Annotated in this window: 14 protein-coding genes; 4 read left to right on the plus strand and 10 right to left on the minus strand. The window is 63.8% G+C overall.

Annotated features, from left to right (window positions below):
- Positions 1-20: 20 nt before the first annotated feature.
- The 3 genes from C2134_RS04235 to C2134_RS04245 all read right to left on the minus strand — a co-directional run bounded on the left by C2134_RS04235 (position 21) and on the right by C2134_RS04245 (position 3,315).
- A complete protein-coding gene (locus C2134_RS04235; RefSeq protein WP_158248689.1) occupies positions 21-1,754 on the minus strand; it encodes a hybrid sensor histidine kinase/response regulator in 1,734 nt (577 codons plus the stop codon).
- Positions 1,751-2,245, minus strand: a complete 495-nt coding sequence (locus tag C2134_RS04240; protein WP_146042092.1) for a putative pterin-binding protein — start codon at positions 2,243-2,245, stop codon at positions 1,751-1,753. The genes C2134_RS04235 and C2134_RS04240 overlap by 4 nt, the downstream gene beginning before the upstream one ends.
- 194 nt (positions 2,246-2,439) lie before the next feature.
- Positions 2,440-3,315 (minus strand): flagellin N-terminal helical domain-containing protein, encoded by an 876-nt coding sequence (locus tag C2134_RS04245; RefSeq protein ID WP_103317800.1) that lies wholly within the window; start codon positions 3,313-3,315, stop codon positions 2,440-2,442.
- A 203-nt stretch (positions 3,316-3,518) separates the two neighbouring features.
- Here C2134_RS04245 and C2134_RS04250 point away from each other — a divergent pair, with 203 nt between their 5' ends.
- The 3 genes from C2134_RS04250 (at position 3,519) to C2134_RS04260 (ending at position 7,565) form a co-directional block, all read left to right on the plus strand.
- A complete protein-coding gene (locus tag C2134_RS04250) occupies positions 3,519-4,784 on the plus strand; it encodes a S10 family serine carboxypeptidase-like protein (RefSeq protein WP_103317802.1) in 1,266 nt (421 codons plus the stop codon).
- 127 nt (positions 4,785-4,911) lie between these two features.
- A complete protein-coding gene (locus C2134_RS04255) occupies positions 4,912-6,306 on the plus strand; it encodes a CoA transferase (protein ID WP_103317803.1) in 1,395 nt (464 codons plus the stop codon).
- A 65-nt stretch (positions 6,307-6,371) separates the two neighbouring features.
- Positions 6,372-7,565: an MFS transporter gene (locus C2134_RS04260; RefSeq protein ID WP_158248690.1), complete on the plus strand. Its 1,194-nt coding sequence runs from the start codon at positions 6,372-6,374 to the stop codon at positions 7,563-7,565.
- Here C2134_RS04260 and C2134_RS04265 read toward each other — a convergent pair.
- From C2134_RS04265 to rbsK, 6 genes are all read right to left on the minus strand, one after another.
- Positions 7,562-8,572 carry a substrate-binding domain-containing protein gene (locus C2134_RS04265; protein WP_103317807.1) on the minus strand — a complete coding sequence of 337 codons (1,011 nt, stop codon included), beginning with the start codon at positions 8,570-8,572 and terminating at the stop codon, positions 7,562-7,564. The two genes, C2134_RS04260 and C2134_RS04265, sit on opposite strands and share 4 nt — an antisense overlap.
- Before the next feature lie 84 nt (positions 8,573-8,656).
- Positions 8,657-9,592, minus strand: coding sequence for a ribose ABC transporter substrate-binding protein RbsB (gene rbsB, locus C2134_RS04270; protein WP_103317809.1), 936 nt, complete (start codon positions 9,590-9,592; stop codon positions 8,657-8,659).
- Positions 9,593-9,641: 49 nt separating this feature from the next.
- Positions 9,642-10,580 carry an ABC transporter permease gene (locus C2134_RS04275; protein WP_103317810.1) on the minus strand — a complete coding sequence of 313 codons (939 nt, stop codon included), beginning with the start codon at positions 10,578-10,580 and terminating at the stop codon, positions 9,642-9,644.
- Positions 10,577-12,085 carry a sugar ABC transporter ATP-binding protein gene (locus C2134_RS04280; RefSeq protein WP_103317812.1) on the minus strand — a complete coding sequence of 503 codons (1,509 nt, stop codon included), beginning with the start codon at positions 12,083-12,085 and terminating at the stop codon, positions 10,577-10,579. The genes C2134_RS04275 and C2134_RS04280 overlap by 4 nt, the downstream gene beginning before the upstream one ends.
- A gap of 11 nt (positions 12,086-12,096) precedes the next feature.
- Positions 12,097-12,495: a D-ribose pyranase gene (gene rbsD, locus C2134_RS04285; RefSeq protein ID WP_103317813.1), complete on the minus strand. Its 399-nt coding sequence runs from the start codon at positions 12,493-12,495 to the stop codon at positions 12,097-12,099.
- Positions 12,492-13,382: a ribokinase gene (gene rbsK / locus C2134_RS04290; RefSeq protein ID WP_103317815.1), complete on the minus strand. Its 891-nt coding sequence runs from the start codon at positions 13,380-13,382 to the stop codon at positions 12,492-12,494. Before rbsK ends, rbsD begins: the two co-directional genes overlap by 4 nt.
- A gap of 290 nt (positions 13,383-13,672) precedes the next feature.
- Between rbsK and C2134_RS04295 the strand changes: the two genes are divergently transcribed.
- The gene (locus tag C2134_RS04295; protein WP_103317817.1) at positions 13,673-14,422 is read left to right on the plus strand and encodes an MgtC/SapB family protein; all 750 of its coding nucleotides are present in this window, start codon (positions 13,673-13,675) and stop codon (positions 14,420-14,422) included.
- Between the two features lie 3 nt (positions 14,423-14,425).
- Here C2134_RS04295 and zapE read toward each other — a convergent pair whose 3' ends face one another.
- Entirely contained in the window at positions 14,426-15,589 is a 1,164-nt protein-coding gene (zapE, locus tag C2134_RS04300) for a cell division protein ZapE (RefSeq protein WP_103317819.1), read from the minus strand.
- Positions 15,590-15,605: the final 16 nt, after the last annotated feature.

A 15,605-nucleotide genomic window follows, 5' to 3' on the forward strand; every position in this document is an offset into this window, starting at 1 on the left:
ATGCCATCGTACGATGCGGTCTACGCCGGCAACACCGCCAACGCCGCGCGCAGCTGCTGGCCATCGAAAGGCTTGCCCAACCGGGCGGAAAACCAGCTGGCGCGGGAATCGGCAAATTCGGCCGGATCGGCGCTCATTGCCAGCATCAACGGTCTTTGCGGCTGCTTGCGCGCCAGTTCCGCCAGCAGATAGCCGCTGTCGCCGCCCAGCTGCATGTCCAGCAGCAGGATGTCGAATCGCTGCTGCGCCAGGCAATCCGCCGCCTGCGTCAAGGTGGCGGCGCTGCGCACCTGGAAACCATCCTGAGCCAGCCACTCCGCCACCGACGAACGAATCTGGGCGTCATCGTCCACCAGCAGCAGGCTGCGCCCGCCTCGGCCCGCCAACACCTCGCGCAGCGGCAGCCGCACCGTGAAGACCGATCCCTTGCCCACTTCGCTGTCCATCTCGATATGGCCACCGAACAATCGCACCAGTTCCTTGACGATGGACAGGCCCAAGCCGCTGCTGCCGGGACGGCGATTGCGCCCCTGGCTGAACGGCTGGAAGATGCGCTGCCGGTCTTCCTCGGCGATGCCGATGCCGGTATCGCTGACCTCCAGCCACAACTCCAGCTGCTCCTCGCTGCGCAGGCCGCGCGCGCGGATCTTGACTTCGCCCTGGTCGGTATAGCGGATGGCGTTGGACACCAGATTGCCGACGATCTGGCGCAGACGGATTTCGTCCATCATCACCATGTCCGGCAGGTCCGAAGTCTCGCATAGCAGCTGCAGTCCCTTGGCGTCGGCCAGCGGCTGCATCACTTCCACCACCGTGCGCAGCACGCCGCTCAGGCTCATCCGCCCCGGATTCAGCCGCAGCTGCATGTTCTTGATCGCCGACACGTCCATGATGTCATGCACTTGGCTGGTCAGCTGCGCCATGCCGGCCTTCATCCGCTTCAACGCCAGTTGCGCGGCCGGTTCCGGCAGCACGGCCGGCTCCACCAGCTCCATGCACATTTGCATCGATTGCAAGGGGGAGCGAATCTCATGCCCCAGCGCGCCCAGGAAGGTGGTGCGATCCAGCTCCAGCGCCACTGTCGCCTGGTGGGCGTCGCGCTCCTGGTCCAGCAGCGACTGACGGGCCTCCGCCAAGGTCTTCACCTCATGGAAACGCATCAGCATCAGCAGAATGCCGCAGATGCCGCCGCACAACACCAGCTGCAGGGCCAGCATCTGCGAGCGCTGGCTGGACAGCGCGCGGGTGCGCGCCATCCGCGCCGCGACCTCGGCTTCGCGGCTCTGCACGGCGAAATTCGCCAGCACCGGGCGCAGCGCATCGATGCGCAACACCATCTTGCGCGCCGCCTGCGGCGTCATGTTTTGCCAGTCGCGGGCTTTCAACATCGGGCTGAGCGCGGTTTTCAACTCATCAAAGCCTGACACGGCCTTGAGTTGGCGGTGCACCAGCACGGTGTCAGGCGCCTCGAACACCTGATAGCGACTGAGCAAGAGTTGATATTGCTGTTTCATCGCCGGCAGGTTCTGCGGCGCGGCGGCATAGCCGATCAGTTCGGCGCGGGTCTTCTCCAGCTCTATATGCAACTGCGCGACATTCCAGTACAGCTGCTCGCTCTTGCCGCCATCAATCAAAGCCTGGCTGGCGTGGTCGATGCGGTAAAAGTTCCACACCGCGGCGAACAGCAGTACCAACAGCGGCAACATCAGCCACCACGGCATGCGCAGCGTTTTTTTGAGCTTGGCCAGCGTCACATCACCTCCAGCGCTTCGACCTGCCATACCAGTTTGGCGTCAAGCGGCGGTCCTTTTTCGGCATCGGGCATCTCGGGCAAGGGGTACATCAGCCACAAGGGTCCGTAATGGGCGACATCGAACGGCTTGTTATCGATGCGGCGCGCCAGCATCACATTGCGGCTGTTCAATTCGGAAACGGCAATGTCGTAACGGTAATAGTTGATCGCCAGCACTCTCACCGTGCTGCCCTTGGCCTCCACCTTGGCCAGGATATCCTTCACCAGCGGACCGCTGAACGTCACCACCGGCGTCCAACTGGTGGCGGTGCGAAAACTCAGCTGCCGCAGCTTCGCCAAATCGCTGTCGCGGAATTGATAAACCCCGCGCTTGGCATCGGTGAAGCGCCCGATCTTTCCCGACACCGTCAACACCACCGGATCGGCATCAGCCAGAGCGCAAGCGCTCAGGCACAGGCCTAACCATACCCACCAGGCCTTTCGCATAGCCATCCTCATCGTCCAACACAAAAAAGCGCAATTATATTCGCCACAACAGTGGAACAACCAGCTTTGCGCGGCAATTGCATACGGTCCGTCGCATTATCCCCCACCCTCATGCCGTATGGCGTTGCCAATGCATAATAAAAAAGCCAGCGGCATAGCCACTGGCTTTCGCGCGGCAAAATACGCCGCCATCCCGATGATTACTGCAGCAGGGACATGGCCAGGCTGTTCATGCTGCCGCTTTGCTTCAGCATGGAGGTGCTAGCCTGCATCAGCATCTGCTTGGCGGTCATGCTGGAGCTTTCGACTGCGTAGTCGGTATCCATGATGCGGCCCTTGGCGGCCAGGGTATTGTTGTTCACGTTGTTCAGGTTGTTGACGACGTGGTCCAGGCGGTTGGCGGCGGCGCCCATCACCGATCGGGAGGTGCCGACATTGGCGATCGCAGTGTTCAACTTGTCGATGGTGTCGGCAATGCCGACCTCGGTACCTGCAGCCGGCGCGCCGCCACCCGCAGCAGCGCCGTAAGTGGAGGCTGCAGCAGCCAGCGCGGTGTCCAGTGCTGTCAGCGATGTCTTGGTATCGATTACCATCTGCTCGTCCTTGGACGCGCCAATCTGGAAGGTCACTTTGTCGCCGTTACCCAATGTGCCGGCGGTCTTGTCCAACAGCTTCTGACCGCCGAACGTGGTGTTACCCATGATGTTCTTCAATTCCTTGCCCAGTGCGTCATACTCGGCCTGCATGGCGGTTTTGTCATCGGTGGTAGTGGTGGCGTTGGTGCCTTCGGTGGCCAAATCCTTCATGCGCTGCAGGATGTTAGTCACTTCGCCCAGCGCGCCTTCGGCGGTCTGCAGCATGGAGATGCCGTTCTGCGCGTTCTTCATGGCGACGGTCATGCCGCGGCTTTGCGCGTCCAGACGGGTGGCGATCTGCAGGCCGGCGGCATCGTCCATCGCGGAGTTGATGCGCAGGCCGGTGCCCAGGCGAGTCATGGAAGTGGACAGCGCGCCTTGGGTGCTGTTCATATTGGACTTGGTGTTCAGTGCCGCGATATTGGTATACAGGCTCAGCATGGGAAAGCTCCATCTTGGTTGGTCGTGAATCGGCATCGCTGCCCTACCCCAACAAGGCGGCCAAGCGTCCACACAACTTAAACTGCAACAGAATGTGAAAAATCACGGCATTTTTCGCAAGCTTCATGCCATCAAGCCATAGCACGTCTATAAAGAAGATGCGCAATCCAGTCCAATGTCATTAAACGGATGGAGCATCAGCGATGAATACCCAGGCAAACCCGTTTCTCGACCAAAGCGCCGTGCTAAGCCAATTCCCCGGCTTCGGCCCGGTCCTCGCCCACCAGCTGTCCGGCTATCTTTCCATAGGCGATGATGCCGGCGGCTGGCTGTATTTCTGGTTCAGCGAAGCCGCCAGCAATCCAGAACAGGCGCCGCTGCTGGTCTGGATCAATCAAGCGACGGAACAGAATGCCCTGGCATGCCTGTTCGATGGACACGGCCCGTATCTGCTGGACGAATCCGGCTGGGTGCATGCCAATCCGTTCAGCTGGCACCTCCATGCCAACTATCTGATCATCGATCAGCCGCTAGGCTATGGATTGTCCTTCCTGACCCATCCGCGCTATCAGCCGGCAAACTACGAGGAAACCAGCCAGCAAGCCTATCACGCGCTGCAGGAATTCCTGTTGCGCTGGCCCCGCTACCGGCAGCTTGACTGCTATCTGTTCGGCGTTGGCCAGGCCTGCCACACGCAAGCGCATCTCGCCCATCGCATCCTCGATGGCAACCATGGCGGCCAGCCCCAGATCCGCTTGCGAGGGCTGGGCCTGGGCAATGCGCTGATCGCGCCCGAAATCCAGCTGCAGAGCCACATCGAATTTGCCAGCCAGCACCGGCTGATCCATGCCGAAGAAAAGAGCCATGCCGAAACCTTGCTACAGGATTTTCGCCAAGCCAATGCCTCGCCGTCACCGCTGCAGCGCCAGCGCGCAAATCAGCTGGCGAGGGAGTTGGAGCTTTATATCGAGCAATGCAGCGGCCGAGATTCGCAAGACATCCGCTTCCCTCCCAATCATGCTTTCCCGCAGCTTGACGATTACCTGGCCAAACCTGCGGTGCAGCAAGCTCTGCATATCGACCCGCGCGCGCTCAAGCCGCCCTCGCCATTCGCCAGGCAACAGGCGGCATGGCAGGAATCCTCTTCCCACCTGTTTCCAAGACTGATGGAAAAACTGAAGCTGCTGTTCTTTCATGGCGAGTACAGCATGCAAGGCAACCACCACGGCATGGAGGCGTGGCTCAATACTCTCTATTGGAGCGATGCCGCAGTATTCCGCCAGCAAAAACGCGAAACCTGGCAGCCTTACGGCCTGCCCGCAGGCCAGTTTCGCCGCCTCAATCAGCTCTCCCATCTGATCATCCATGATGCAGGCCTGCATATCGCGCGCGCTCAGCCGGCCTGTTCCCTGGCTATGCTGCAGCAATACTTGGCGGCGACAGAGGCTGGGGAATCCCAAGCGCGTTAAGCCCCCTTCTTTAGCATGACGGCGACAGCGAAGTTTCCCATGCCAACCACCTGCTCCCACTAACGACTATAAATTGACCTTTCCTGCTCACTGAATTTAAATGTCATTTTCAATCAAGGGGAGCGCCATGAACCGCATTGCAGAGCAGGCCATTCGACAACTCTGGCAGCACAGCCAGCTGGATTCCGCTTGGCTGGACCAATTGTGCCTCCAGGGCCAGGGCCCCGTGCTGCCCTCTTCCTTTGCGCTGGATGCCGCCGCCCAGGCCTGCCTCGCCGCAAGCGGTCTGTCCGCGGCGGCGTTCTGGCACGCAAGAGGCGGCGAACGGCAAACGGTCAGCGTCAATCTGCATCATGCCGTCGCGGAATTTCGCAGCGAGCACTATCTGCGGGTCGATGGCGCTCAACCGAGCGACCCATGGGACAAAATCGCCGGCATCTACCGCTGCGGGGACGGCCGCTGGCTGCGCATCCACACCAACTTCCCTCATCACTGCCAAGGCGTGCTGCAACTGTTGCAGTGCGAGTACGACAAGGCAGCGGTAACGGCGGCGCTGCAAAAATGGACAGCCTTTGATTTTGAAGACGCCGCCGCCGCCCGCGGCCTGGTGGCCACCGCGCTGCGCAGCTTCGCGGAATGGGATGCCCACCCTCAGGGCCAGGAGGTGGCGGCGCAAGCTGTGTTTTCGCTGACCCGCCTGGACCATGCCGAACCGCTGGCGCTGACGGATGCGGACCGCCCCCTTGGCGGCGTGCGAGTGCTGGACCTGACCCGCATCATCGCCGGCCCAGTGGGCGGGCGCGTGCTGGCGGCGCATGGCGCGGACGTGTTGCACATCACCTCGCCCAAACTGCCGACCATTCCCACGCTGGACATGGACATGGGACGCGGCAAACGCAATGCGCAGCTGGATCTGACCCGCGAGTCCGACCGCGATGCCCTGCGCCGACTGCTGGCCGACGCGCATGTCTTCATCCAGGGCTATCGTCCAGGCGGGCTGGCCGAACTCGGCTTCTCGCCAAACGATGCGGCCCGGATACGGCCCGGCATCGTCTATGTCTCGCTCAGCGCCTACGGCAATCAAGGCCCATGGGCCGGGCGGCGCGGTTTCGATTCGCTGACGCAAACCGCCAGCGGCTTCAACCTGGCCGAAGCAGAGGCCGCCGGTTCCGAGACGCCGCGCGCCTTTCCGGCGCAGGCGCTGGACCATATCGCCGGCTATCTGGCGGCGCTGGGCGCGACGGCCGCGCTGCGCCACCAGCGGCAGCAAGGCGGCAGTTGGCATGTGGAGGTATCGCTGGCGCAGGCCGCGCACTGGTTGCGCGGCCTTGGCAGGGTAGAAGGCGCGATCGACTTACCCATCCCCACGCTGGAAGACGTCCGTCCCTGGCTGGAGGAAACCGACTCGGGCTTTGGCCGACTGCTCGCCGTGCGCCATGCGGCCGAGCTATCGCTGACGCCTGCGCGCTGGCCGCTGCCGGCCATGCCCCTGGGCAGCCATGCCGCCAGCTGGGCTGTCTAAAAGAACAGGTTTCATCGCTACGACGCTCGCTGACACTGGCAATTTCGATATCTGTCGAGGGCATGATGAAAACCAACAAATACCTGATTGAAGCGCTGTTGTTTTCCAGCTATGTCCTCTTTGGCATGAGCTGGGCCGGCGGCAGCGCCTTCATTCCGCAAATCATGCGCGAACTGGGCGTGCACGACCTGGCGGCCGGCTCTCACATCAGCAACGCCGTGGCCGCCGCCAAGCTGCTGGGCACCTTCATCGCTGCCGGCATCCTGTCGCGCATGCTGGCCAAAAAAGCCGTCGCGCTGGCCATGGCGCTGATGGCGCTGGGCGTGCTGACGCCCTTCGTCCACGGCTATCCCTGGCTGCTCTTGGTGCGTTTCTTGATGGGCCTGGGCGGCGCGCTGGTCATCGTCTACTTCTCGCCCATCGTCATGCAATGGTTCGAGCCCGATGAGCGCCCCTTCGTCAACGGTTTGAACTCGGTCGCCTTCAACGTCGGCACCGCCCTCATCCTGTTTGGGCTGCCGGTCATGCTGGGATGGTTTGGCGACTGGCAAACCACGCTGCTGGCCGTCTCGATGGGCAGCGTGCTCTGTCTCGCGCTGTGGCTGGCATTCGGCGCGGATGGCGCTCAAGAAGCCAAACCGGCAGCCGGCGCGCCGCGCCACACGCTGGGCCAGGGCCTGAGGGAGCGCTTCAACTGGCTGCTGGCCTTCACTTATAGCGGCACGCTGGCCTTCTACGTCATCCTGTTCAGCTTTTACCAGAACGCGGGCATCCAGCAGGCCAAGTATGTCGTGCTGGCCGGGCTGGCCGGCACGGTGGCGGGCATTTGGCTGGCCAGGAAAATGACGCACCGCCTGCCCTTACTGCGGATTTCAGGCCTGTTGCAGCTGCTGGCGGTGATCGGCCTGCATGCGCAAATATGGGGATGGAGCGACAACGCCGGGCTGGTGACCGCGTCGGCGCTGGCGGCCGGCTTCTTCATTTTCCTGCCCATCACCAGCCTGGTGACGCTGGCGCAGGAGCAACCCGGCATGACGCCGGACAAGGCAGCCGTCACCTTCAGCCTGTTCTGGTTCCTGAGCTATCTGCTGGCCACGGTGGCGCCCTATGTGTTTGGGCGGCTGGTGGACCTGCGCGGCGGCGATTATGGCCTGGCGATGGCCTTCGCCACCTTGCTGTCCTCCACTTTCCTCATCGGTTCGCTGCTGATGCGCGATGCGCGCGAACCGGCCGCGCGCCAGGCAACGCAGGGCATTTAGACCCGGCGCAAGTTGAGGCTGGCCGGCATGCGCAGGTCGGGGCCGTCCAACGCCTCTCCGCGCAATAGCGCCAGCACCTGGCTCAGGCTGGCCTCAGCCAGGGCGCGGCTGTCCTGCCGGATAGCGTCCACCGGCAGCGGCAGGCAGTCCAGCAGCGTGTGATCGTCAAATGTCAGCAGGTATTGCGGTGCCTCTCGCAGCTTGTGGCGCTCGCGCAGGAAGGAGAGCACGCCTTCCAGCAAGGTGATGGAGGCGGTGAACAGCGCGCGCGGATAGCGGCCGTTCCGCGCATGCCAATCCGCCAGCATGCGGTAGCCGGACTCGCGCTGGAAATCCCGCTCGGCCACCCAATCCTCTCCCTCCTCCAGACCCGCCGCCGCCAGCGCATGGCGAAAGCCGGCAAGGCGCTCGCGGCTGGCGGACAACTGCGGCTGGCCGCCGAAATACACCAGCTCGTCCACGCCGGCCTCCAGCACCGGCGCCAGCAAGCGCTTGACGCTGTCTTCGGCGTCAGTCACCGCGGACGGAATGCCGCTGCCAGGGATATGGCGGTCGGCGAAGACAAACGGCAGCCGTTCGGTCCAGGGCTGGTAGCGCGCGGCGTCGCCGCTGCACGGCACCACGATCATGCCGTCCACCTGGCGCGCCGCCAGCTGGCCGATGCCCGCGCTCTCGCGTGCCGGGTCTTCGTCGCTTGTCACCATCAGCAGCTGGTAATCCCGCGCGCGGCAGCCGTTTTCCAGCGCCTGGGCCAGCTCGGCGTGCGTGGAGTTGGTCAGGTCGGGAATCACCAGCCCTATGCTATTGCTGCTGCGGCTGCGCAGGCTCCGCGCCTGTTGCGAAGGTTTGAAATGATGCTCGCTCGCCACCTGGCGCACTCGCTCCACCGTGGCCGGCGAGATGCGATAGCGCTCGGCATGACCGTTCAACACCATGCTGGCGGTGGTGCGCGACACGCCGGCCAGCGCGGCGATATCGTCTATGGTGAGGCGCTTGAAACTGCTCATGGTCAGGAGGGTTGAGGTGGGCGACGCCAGGGATGATAAACGGAAGAACCAGGGCCGGCCATGCCGGCTGGCCCTTGCAGACGCTTACTGCTTGATCAGGTTAAGCGGCACCGGGATGAACTTGTCCACCTTCTGCCCTTCGGCCAGACGCTTGGCGGTCTGCACGCCGTACTGGCCGATCAGCCCAGGCTGCTGCTGCACGGTGGCGGCCAGCGTGCCGCCCTTGACCGCGGCCACGGCGTCCGGCGTGGCGTCGAAGCCCACCACCACCACGTTCTTCAGGCCGGCCGCCTGGATCGCCTTCACCGCGCCCAGCGCCATTTCGTCGTTGTGCGCGAACACGCCCTGGATGTCCTTGTTGCCCTGGATGATGTTTTCCATCACAGACAGGCCCTTGGCGCGGTCGAAGTCGGCCGGCTGCTTGGCCAGCAGCTTGACGCCGTCCATCTTATCCACCACCTGGTGGAAGCCCTCGCCGCGCTCGCGCGTCGCCGAAGAGCCGGCAATGCCTTCCAGTTCGACGATGCGGCCCTTGCCGCCCAGCTTCTCCAGCAGGTACTTGCCGGCCATCATGCCGCCCGCGATATTGTCTGAGGCGATATGGGCGCTGACTTCCGCGCCGTTGACGCTGCGGTCCAGCGACACCACCTTGATGCCCTTGGACGTCGCCTCCTTCACCACATTGGCCACGGCGGAGGAGTCGGTGGGGTTGATGAGGATCACATTGACCTTTTTCTGGATCAGGTCTTCCACGCTGGACTGCTGCTTGGCCGGGTCGTCCTGCGCGTCCACCGTGATCAGGTTGACGCCCTGCGTCTTGGCTTCGGCCGCGGCGCCGTCGCGCAGTTCGACGAAGAACGGGTTGTTCAGGGTGGACACCGCCAGGCCGACGGTGATCTTGCCGTCGGCCGCGGCGGCGCTGGCCTCGGCGGCCGGCGCGGCGCCCGGACCCTGTTTGGAGCAGGCGGCGATACCGAATGCCAGCGCGCCGGCCAGCAGCGGGGTAAGAATGCGATTCATGCTGAGACTCCCAGAAAAATGAACGGATGGCGGCTTGCGCCGCGCGTACTCACTTCTTGTTGCTTCTATCCAGCAAAACGGCCAGCAGGATGACCGCGCCCTTGATCACTTGCTGGTAGAACGACGATACGCCCAGCAGGTTAAGGCCATTGTTGAGCACGCCGATCAGCAGCGCGCCGATCAGGGTGCCGAAAATCCATCCTCGCCCGCCGCTGAGGCTGGTGCCGCCCAATACCACGGCGGCGATGGCGTCCAGCTCGTAGCCGGTGCCCGCCGTCGGCTGTGCCGAATTCAGGCGCGAAGTCAGCACCACGCCGGCCATGGCCGACATCGCACCCGAAGCCGTATACACCCACAGCTTGACGCGATCCACCTTGACTCCGGACAGCCGCGCCGCTTCCTCGTTGCCGCCGGTGGCGTAAACATGCCGGCCAAACACCGTTTTTTTCAGCAGGAACCAGAAGCCGGCGAACAGCAGCAGCATCCATACCACCGGCACCGGCACCAGGCCGGCCACATAGCCGCCGCCCAACATGGAAAACAGCTCGCTGTCGAAACCGGTGATCGGGCTGCCGTTGGAAAACACCAGCGCCAGACCGCGCAAAATGGTCATGGTGGCCAGCGTGGCGATGAACGGCGCCACCTTGCCCTTGCTGATCACCAACCCGTTGGCCAAGCCCATCGCCGCGCCGGCCAGAATGCCCAGCAGCGTGGACAGCATGGGATCGAAACCGCTGCGCAGCAGCGTGGCGGTCAGCACCGACGACAGCGCCAGGATGGAGCCGACCGACAGGTCGATGCCGCCCAGCAGGATCACCAGCGTCATGCCAAAGGCGATCAGCGCGTTGATCGACACCTGCCGCATCACGTTCAGCAGGTTGTTGACGGTGAGAAAGTCCGGGCTCATCACGGACAGGCCGACGGCTACCAGCACCAGAGCGATGAAGGGGCCAAGGCGTTGCAGATTGGCTTTCTGTTGCGGAGTCATGCTTGCTTCCTGCTTTCGGTGGCAACGGCCCCGCCGGCGGCGGCGGCCATCAAGATTTCCTGATTGCTGGCGGCTGCGTCGAAGATGCCGGCCTGACGCCCTTCGTGCAGCACCAGGATGCGATTGCTCAGCGCCAGCACTTCGGGCAGCTCGGACGACACCATGACGATGGCCGTGCCGGCCGCGGCCAGCTGGTTGATGATGTGATAGATCTCGGCCTTGCCGCCCACGTCCACGCCGCGCGTCGGCTCATCCAGCAGCAACACCTTGGGCGGATGGGCCAGCCATTTGGCGAACACCACTTTCTGCTGATTGCCGCCGGACAATGACTTGACGTCCAGCTCGGCGTCGCGGGTGCGGATGCGCAACTGCTCTATCATGCCGTCCACCGCCCGCCTCTCATCGCCGGCGTTCACCACGCCCAGCCGGGCGTAACGGTCCAGGTGCACCAGCGTCGCGTTCTCGCGCAGCGACATGCCCAGCACCAGCCCCTTGCTCTTGCGGTCTTCCGGCACGAAGCCCAGGCCGGCGGCGATGGCGTCGCCCGGCGCGGCCACGCTCAGCGCCTGCCCGTCCAGCTCGACGCGGCCTGCGGTGCGGCGCTTGGCGCCGAACAGCGTTTTCAGAATATCGCTGCGGCCGGAACCCATCAGGCCGGCGATGCCCAGCACCTCGCCGGCGCGCACCTCAAAGCCTATGCCGCTGACCATGTCCTCGTCGGCCAGATTCTCCACCTTCAGGCGCACCGCGCCGGGCGCGACATCGCGCCGCGGGTAGCGCTCGCCGATCTCGCGCCCCACCATCATGCGCACCACTTCGTCAAAATCCGTGCGCGCGATCTCGCGCTCGCCCACAAAGCAGCCGTCGCGCAGCACGCTGATCTTGTCGCAGACGCGGAAGATTTCTTCCATGCGGTGCGAGACATAGACGATGGCCACGCCATCGGCTTTCAACTGGGCCATCAAGCCGAACAGCCGGTCGATCTCGCGCTCGGTCAGCGCCGCCGTCGGCTCGTCCATGATCAGCACGCGCGCCTTCAGCGCCAGGGCCTTGGCGATTTCCACCATCTGCTGCTGGCCGATGGACAGGCTGCCGGCTTCGGCATCCGGATCGATGCCCTCCGCGCCCAGCGCCGCCAGCTGCGCCCTGGCCTGGCGACGCATCGCGGCAAAATCGATGACGCCGAAGCGCGACGGCTCGCGGCCCAGGAACAGGTTCTCCATCACCGACAGTTGCGGGATCAGGTTCAGTTCCTGGTGAATGATGGCGATGCCGGCCGCTTCCGCGGCGGCGGTGTCGCCCAGTCCGACAGCCTTGCCGTCCAGCAGAATCTCGCCCTCGTCGGCGCGGTGCACGCCGCTGAGGATTTTCATCAGCGTGGACTTGCCGGCGCCGTTTTCGCCCATCAGCGCGTGGATTTCCCCGCCTTCAAGATGGAACGCCACATTCTGCAGCACCTTCACCGGGCCAAAGGCCTTGCTGATGCCGCGCATGGTCACTTGCATGGTGCGGCTCCTCAGAAAATCACGCCGGAGTGCAGGATCACATTGGCGTAAGGCGTAGACTCGCCGGTGCGGATCACCGCGCGCGCGGCCTGGCAGCGCGCCTTGAACGTTTCATGGCTGACGAACTCCAGCGCCACGCCATCCTGCGCCATGGCCGCGGCCTTGGCGGCTACCGGCGGATTGCGATCCTGGGATTCGCTGGCGAACACCGCGCGCTCGCACTGGAAATCCGCCAGCACGCTGTCCAGCGTTTCCAGGAAGCCGGGCTGGCCCAGTTTCAGCGACAGGTCCACGCACTCCACGCCGGGCGGGATGGGCAGGCCGCAGTCGGCGATCACCAGGCTGTCGGTATGGCCCATGGATGCCAGAATGCGCGCGATGTCGCGGTTCAGATGGCCATGCTTCTTCATGCTTTGCTCCCCAGAAAAGCTTCCAGCTCGGCCAGCGTGGGCATGCCGCCCTGGGCACCGTGCCGGGTAACCGACAGCGCGCCGGCGGCGTTGGCGCGGCGCACCGCCTCTTCCAGACCCAGCGGCAGGAAGGTGGCCAGCGCGCCGTTGAAGGTGTCGCCGGCGCCGGTGCTGTCTACCGCCTGCACCTCGAAGCCGGGCTGATGGCGCAGCTCGCCGCGCTTCAGCGCGAAGTAGGCGCCATGCTTGCCATGGGTCATCACCAACTTGCCTGGCCGCTCCGCCAGTTGGGCGCGCCAGTCGGCGTCGGGCTGGGCCAGCAGGGTAAGGAATTCATGTTCGTTGGGCGTCAGCAAGGCGACGCTTTGCAGCAATGCTTCCGGCAGCGCCACGGCCGGCGCGGGATTCAGCAGCAGCGGCTTGCCATGGCGCTGGGCCAGCAGCGCGGCATGGCGCACCGTCTCCAGCGGGATTTCGAGCTGGGTCAGCACCACGTCGGCTTCAGCAAAAGCCTGCTCGGCGGCATCCAAATGCGATGGCGTCAGCTGGTGGTTGGCGCCCGGCACCACCACGATGGCGTTGTCGCCGCCGCTGACGGTGATGGCGGCGATGCCGGTCGAGCCGTCCACGGTCGCCACCCGGCGGATGTCCACGCCCTCTGCCTCCAGGTGCGCCAGGAGTTGGCGGCCAAACGCGTCATTGCCCACGCAGCCCAGCAACGCCACTTGCGCGCCCAGGCGCGCGGCCGCGACGGCCTGGTTGGCGCCCTTGCCGCCCGGATAGGTGGCGAAGCCCTCTCCCAGCAGCGTTTCGCCCAGTTGCGGCAGGCGCCTGGCCGAGGTCACCAGATCCATATTGATACTGCCGACTACCAGTACCCGAGTCATGCGCTCTCCTTGTGTACCTTTGCTACATTGCAGCGCAAAAATCGCTGAATGCCTGCTAAAACGTGATCAGCATCGATTTATAGCAGAGTGCCACCGCATAGGGGAAGGGGGAAAACGCAAATATGTAGTCCTCACACTACATATTTTCACGTGAAGAAATAACGCTGTGTAAGCACTTCGCGCGCCAGCCCTGCGTGGACGCATGCTTGGGCAAAGACAGCGGATATGCCATCATGCGCGATTTAAGCGATTGTGCCGCGCCGGCTTGCGCGGCTCTCATGGAGGCATGCATGGAGTGGAGCTGGTCGCAATTGTCGGATCTGTACTGGAGCGCGTCCAAATGGCAGATCAACCTGCTGGTGATCGGCAATCTGCTGGGCGGTTTGTGCCTGGGTAGCCTGCTGGGCTACGAGCGCTGGTACAACGGCCGCGCCGCCGGCATGCGCACCTATGGCCTGGTCTGCATGGCCTCGGCCGCGGCGATCACCATCATCGGCTATTCCGGCTACTGGTACGGCGGCGCCGCGCCTGACGCCGTCCACCCCGATATGACAAGGGTAGCGCAGGGGGTGTTGACCGGCATCGGCTTTCTTGGCGCCGGCATGATCATGAAAGAGGGGTTGAGCATCAGCGGTTTGACCTCGGCCGCATCGGTGTGGATGTCGTCGGTGATCGGCATCCTGATCGGCGTAGGCTTCTACGCGGCAGCCATCGCGCTGACCATTCTGTGCATGGTCTTCGTCACCGTGGTCAACCGGATAGAAGGCGTGCTGCCGCGCCGGGTCAGCCTGTTCGTCAACGTCAAGCTCAATCCGGAGCATTCCTGGACGGTGGAAACGCTGGCTGGCCGCTTGTCGCCGTTCGGCCTCAAGCTGCATGAGGAAAGCATCAGCATCCAGGCGGACGCCAGCGGCACCCGCTGGAGCTTCATGATTTCGGCGCAGGACCGCCGCACCTTCTTCAGCGTGGTGGACCTGGCGCGCGACATCATGGCGGCCGACCATATCCAGGAACTGGATATCCAGCCGGCGCGCAACTGATGTCTACAGCGCCACGCCCGGCGGCGGCTGGTCGTGGCTTTGCGCCATCGATTGATGCGGCAGTTCCAGATAGCTCTTGGACTGCATCTCGGTGAGGCGGCTGGCTGTGCGGAAGAATTCGCCGGATTGCACGCCTTCGGTATAGATTTCCTCCGGCGGCGCCTCGGCCGAGGCGATCAGCTTGACGCGATTATCGTAGAACACGTCCACCAGCCAGGTGAAGCGGCGGGCGATGGACGCCTGCTTGGCAGTGAGCTTGGGGATGCCGGACAGGAATACCGTGTGGTATTCGCTGGCGATTTCCAGATAGTCGGTCTGCGCGCGCGGGCCATCGCACAGCGCCATGAAGTCGAACCAGATCACGCCGGGCGACATCCGCTTCACCGCAATCTCTCTGTCCAATACGGTGATGGACTTTTGCGGCAGCTCGGCACCAGTGCCGACTTTGACAAACAACTGTTCCATCCGCCGCTCGTTGGCCTCATCCGCCGGCACCATGAACAGCGGCTCGCGCGTCAGCTCGCGCAGACGGTAATCATGCCCGCCGTCCACGTTCAGCACGTCCAGCTCGCGCTTGATCAGCGCTATCGTCGGCAGAAAGTTCTGCCTTTGCAGGCCGTTCGGGTAGAGATCGTCCGGCGCGTAGTTGGAGGTGGTCACCACCACCACGCCGCGCTCCAGCAAGGCCGCCAGCAGGCGGCCCAGTATCATCGCGTCGGCGATGTCGGAGACGTGGAATTCATCGAAACACAGCAGCCGGGTGGCCTTGGCGATCTGGTCGGCGTAGGCCAGCAGCGGGTCCTTGTTGCCGGCGAATTTGCGCAGCTCGCGGTGCGTTTCCGCCATGAAGTTGTGGAAGTGTATGCGGCGCTTGCGGCGGTAAGGCACGCAGGCGTAGAAGGCATCCATCAGGAAACTTTTTCCGCGGCCGACGCCGCCCCAGAAATACAGGCCGCGCGGCACTTCCGGGCTGCGCAGGCTGCGGCCGAGGAAGCGGTTACGCTTGGCCTTGAAATCCACCAATTGGTGCCACAGCCGGTCCAATTGCTCAATGGCGGCGGCCTGCGCCGCGTCGTGAATGAAGCCTGGCCGCTCGCTGGCCAGCTGATACCAACCCTTGGGGCTGCAATGGACATTCTCGTCCGGGGAAAATGTATGTTGCGACATGGTTTTGCTTGTTCTG

Source organism: Chromobacterium sinusclupearum, assembly GCF_002902845.1.
Lineage (GTDB): Bacteria > Pseudomonadota > Gammaproteobacteria > Burkholderiales > Chromobacteriaceae > Chromobacterium > Chromobacterium sinusclupearum.

Bases quoted from the DNA above. Each gene is read 5' to 3' on its own strand.
- C2134_RS04240 (WP_146042092.1), bottom strand. From the start codon at position 2,245: ATGGCTATGCGAAAGGCCTGGTGGGTATGGTTAGGCCTGTGCCTGAGC.
- C2134_RS04245 (WP_103317800.1), bottom strand. From the start codon at position 3,315: ATGCTGAGCCTGTATACCAATATCGCGGCACTGAACACCAAGTCCAAT.
- C2134_RS04250 (WP_103317802.1), top strand. From the start codon at position 3,519: ATGAATACCCAGGCAAACCCGTTTCTCGACCAAAGCGCCGTGCTAAGC.
- C2134_RS04255 (WP_103317803.1), top strand. From the start codon at position 4,912: ATGAACCGCATTGCAGAGCAGGCCATTCGACAACTCTGGCAGCACAGC.
- C2134_RS04260 (WP_158248690.1), top strand. From the start codon at position 6,372: ATGAAAACCAACAAATACCTGATTGAAGCGCTGTTGTTTTCCAGCTAT.
- C2134_RS04265 (WP_103317807.1), bottom strand. From the start codon at position 8,572: ATGAGCAGTTTCAAGCGCCTCACCATAGACGATATCGCCGCGCTGGCC.
- rbsB (WP_103317809.1), bottom strand. From the start codon at position 9,592: ATGAATCGCATTCTTACCCCGCTGCTGGCCGGCGCGCTGGCATTCGGT.
- C2134_RS04275 (WP_103317810.1), bottom strand. From the start codon at position 10,580: ATGACTCCGCAACAGAAAGCCAATCTGCAACGCCTTGGCCCCTTCATC.
- C2134_RS04280 (WP_103317812.1), bottom strand. From the start codon at position 12,085: ATGCAAGTGACCATGCGCGGCATCAGCAAGGCCTTTGGCCCGGTGAAG.
- rbsD (WP_103317813.1), bottom strand. From the start codon at position 12,495: ATGAAGAAGCATGGCCATCTGAACCGCGACATCGCGCGCATTCTGGCA.
- rbsK (WP_103317815.1), bottom strand. From the start codon at position 13,382: ATGACTCGGGTACTGGTAGTCGGCAGTATCAATATGGATCTGGTGACC.
- C2134_RS04295 (WP_103317817.1), top strand. From the start codon at position 13,673: ATGGAGTGGAGCTGGTCGCAATTGTCGGATCTGTACTGGAGCGCGTCC.
- zapE (WP_103317819.1), bottom strand. From the start codon at position 15,589: ATGTCGCAACATACATTTTCCCCGGACGAGAATGTCCATTGCAGCCCC.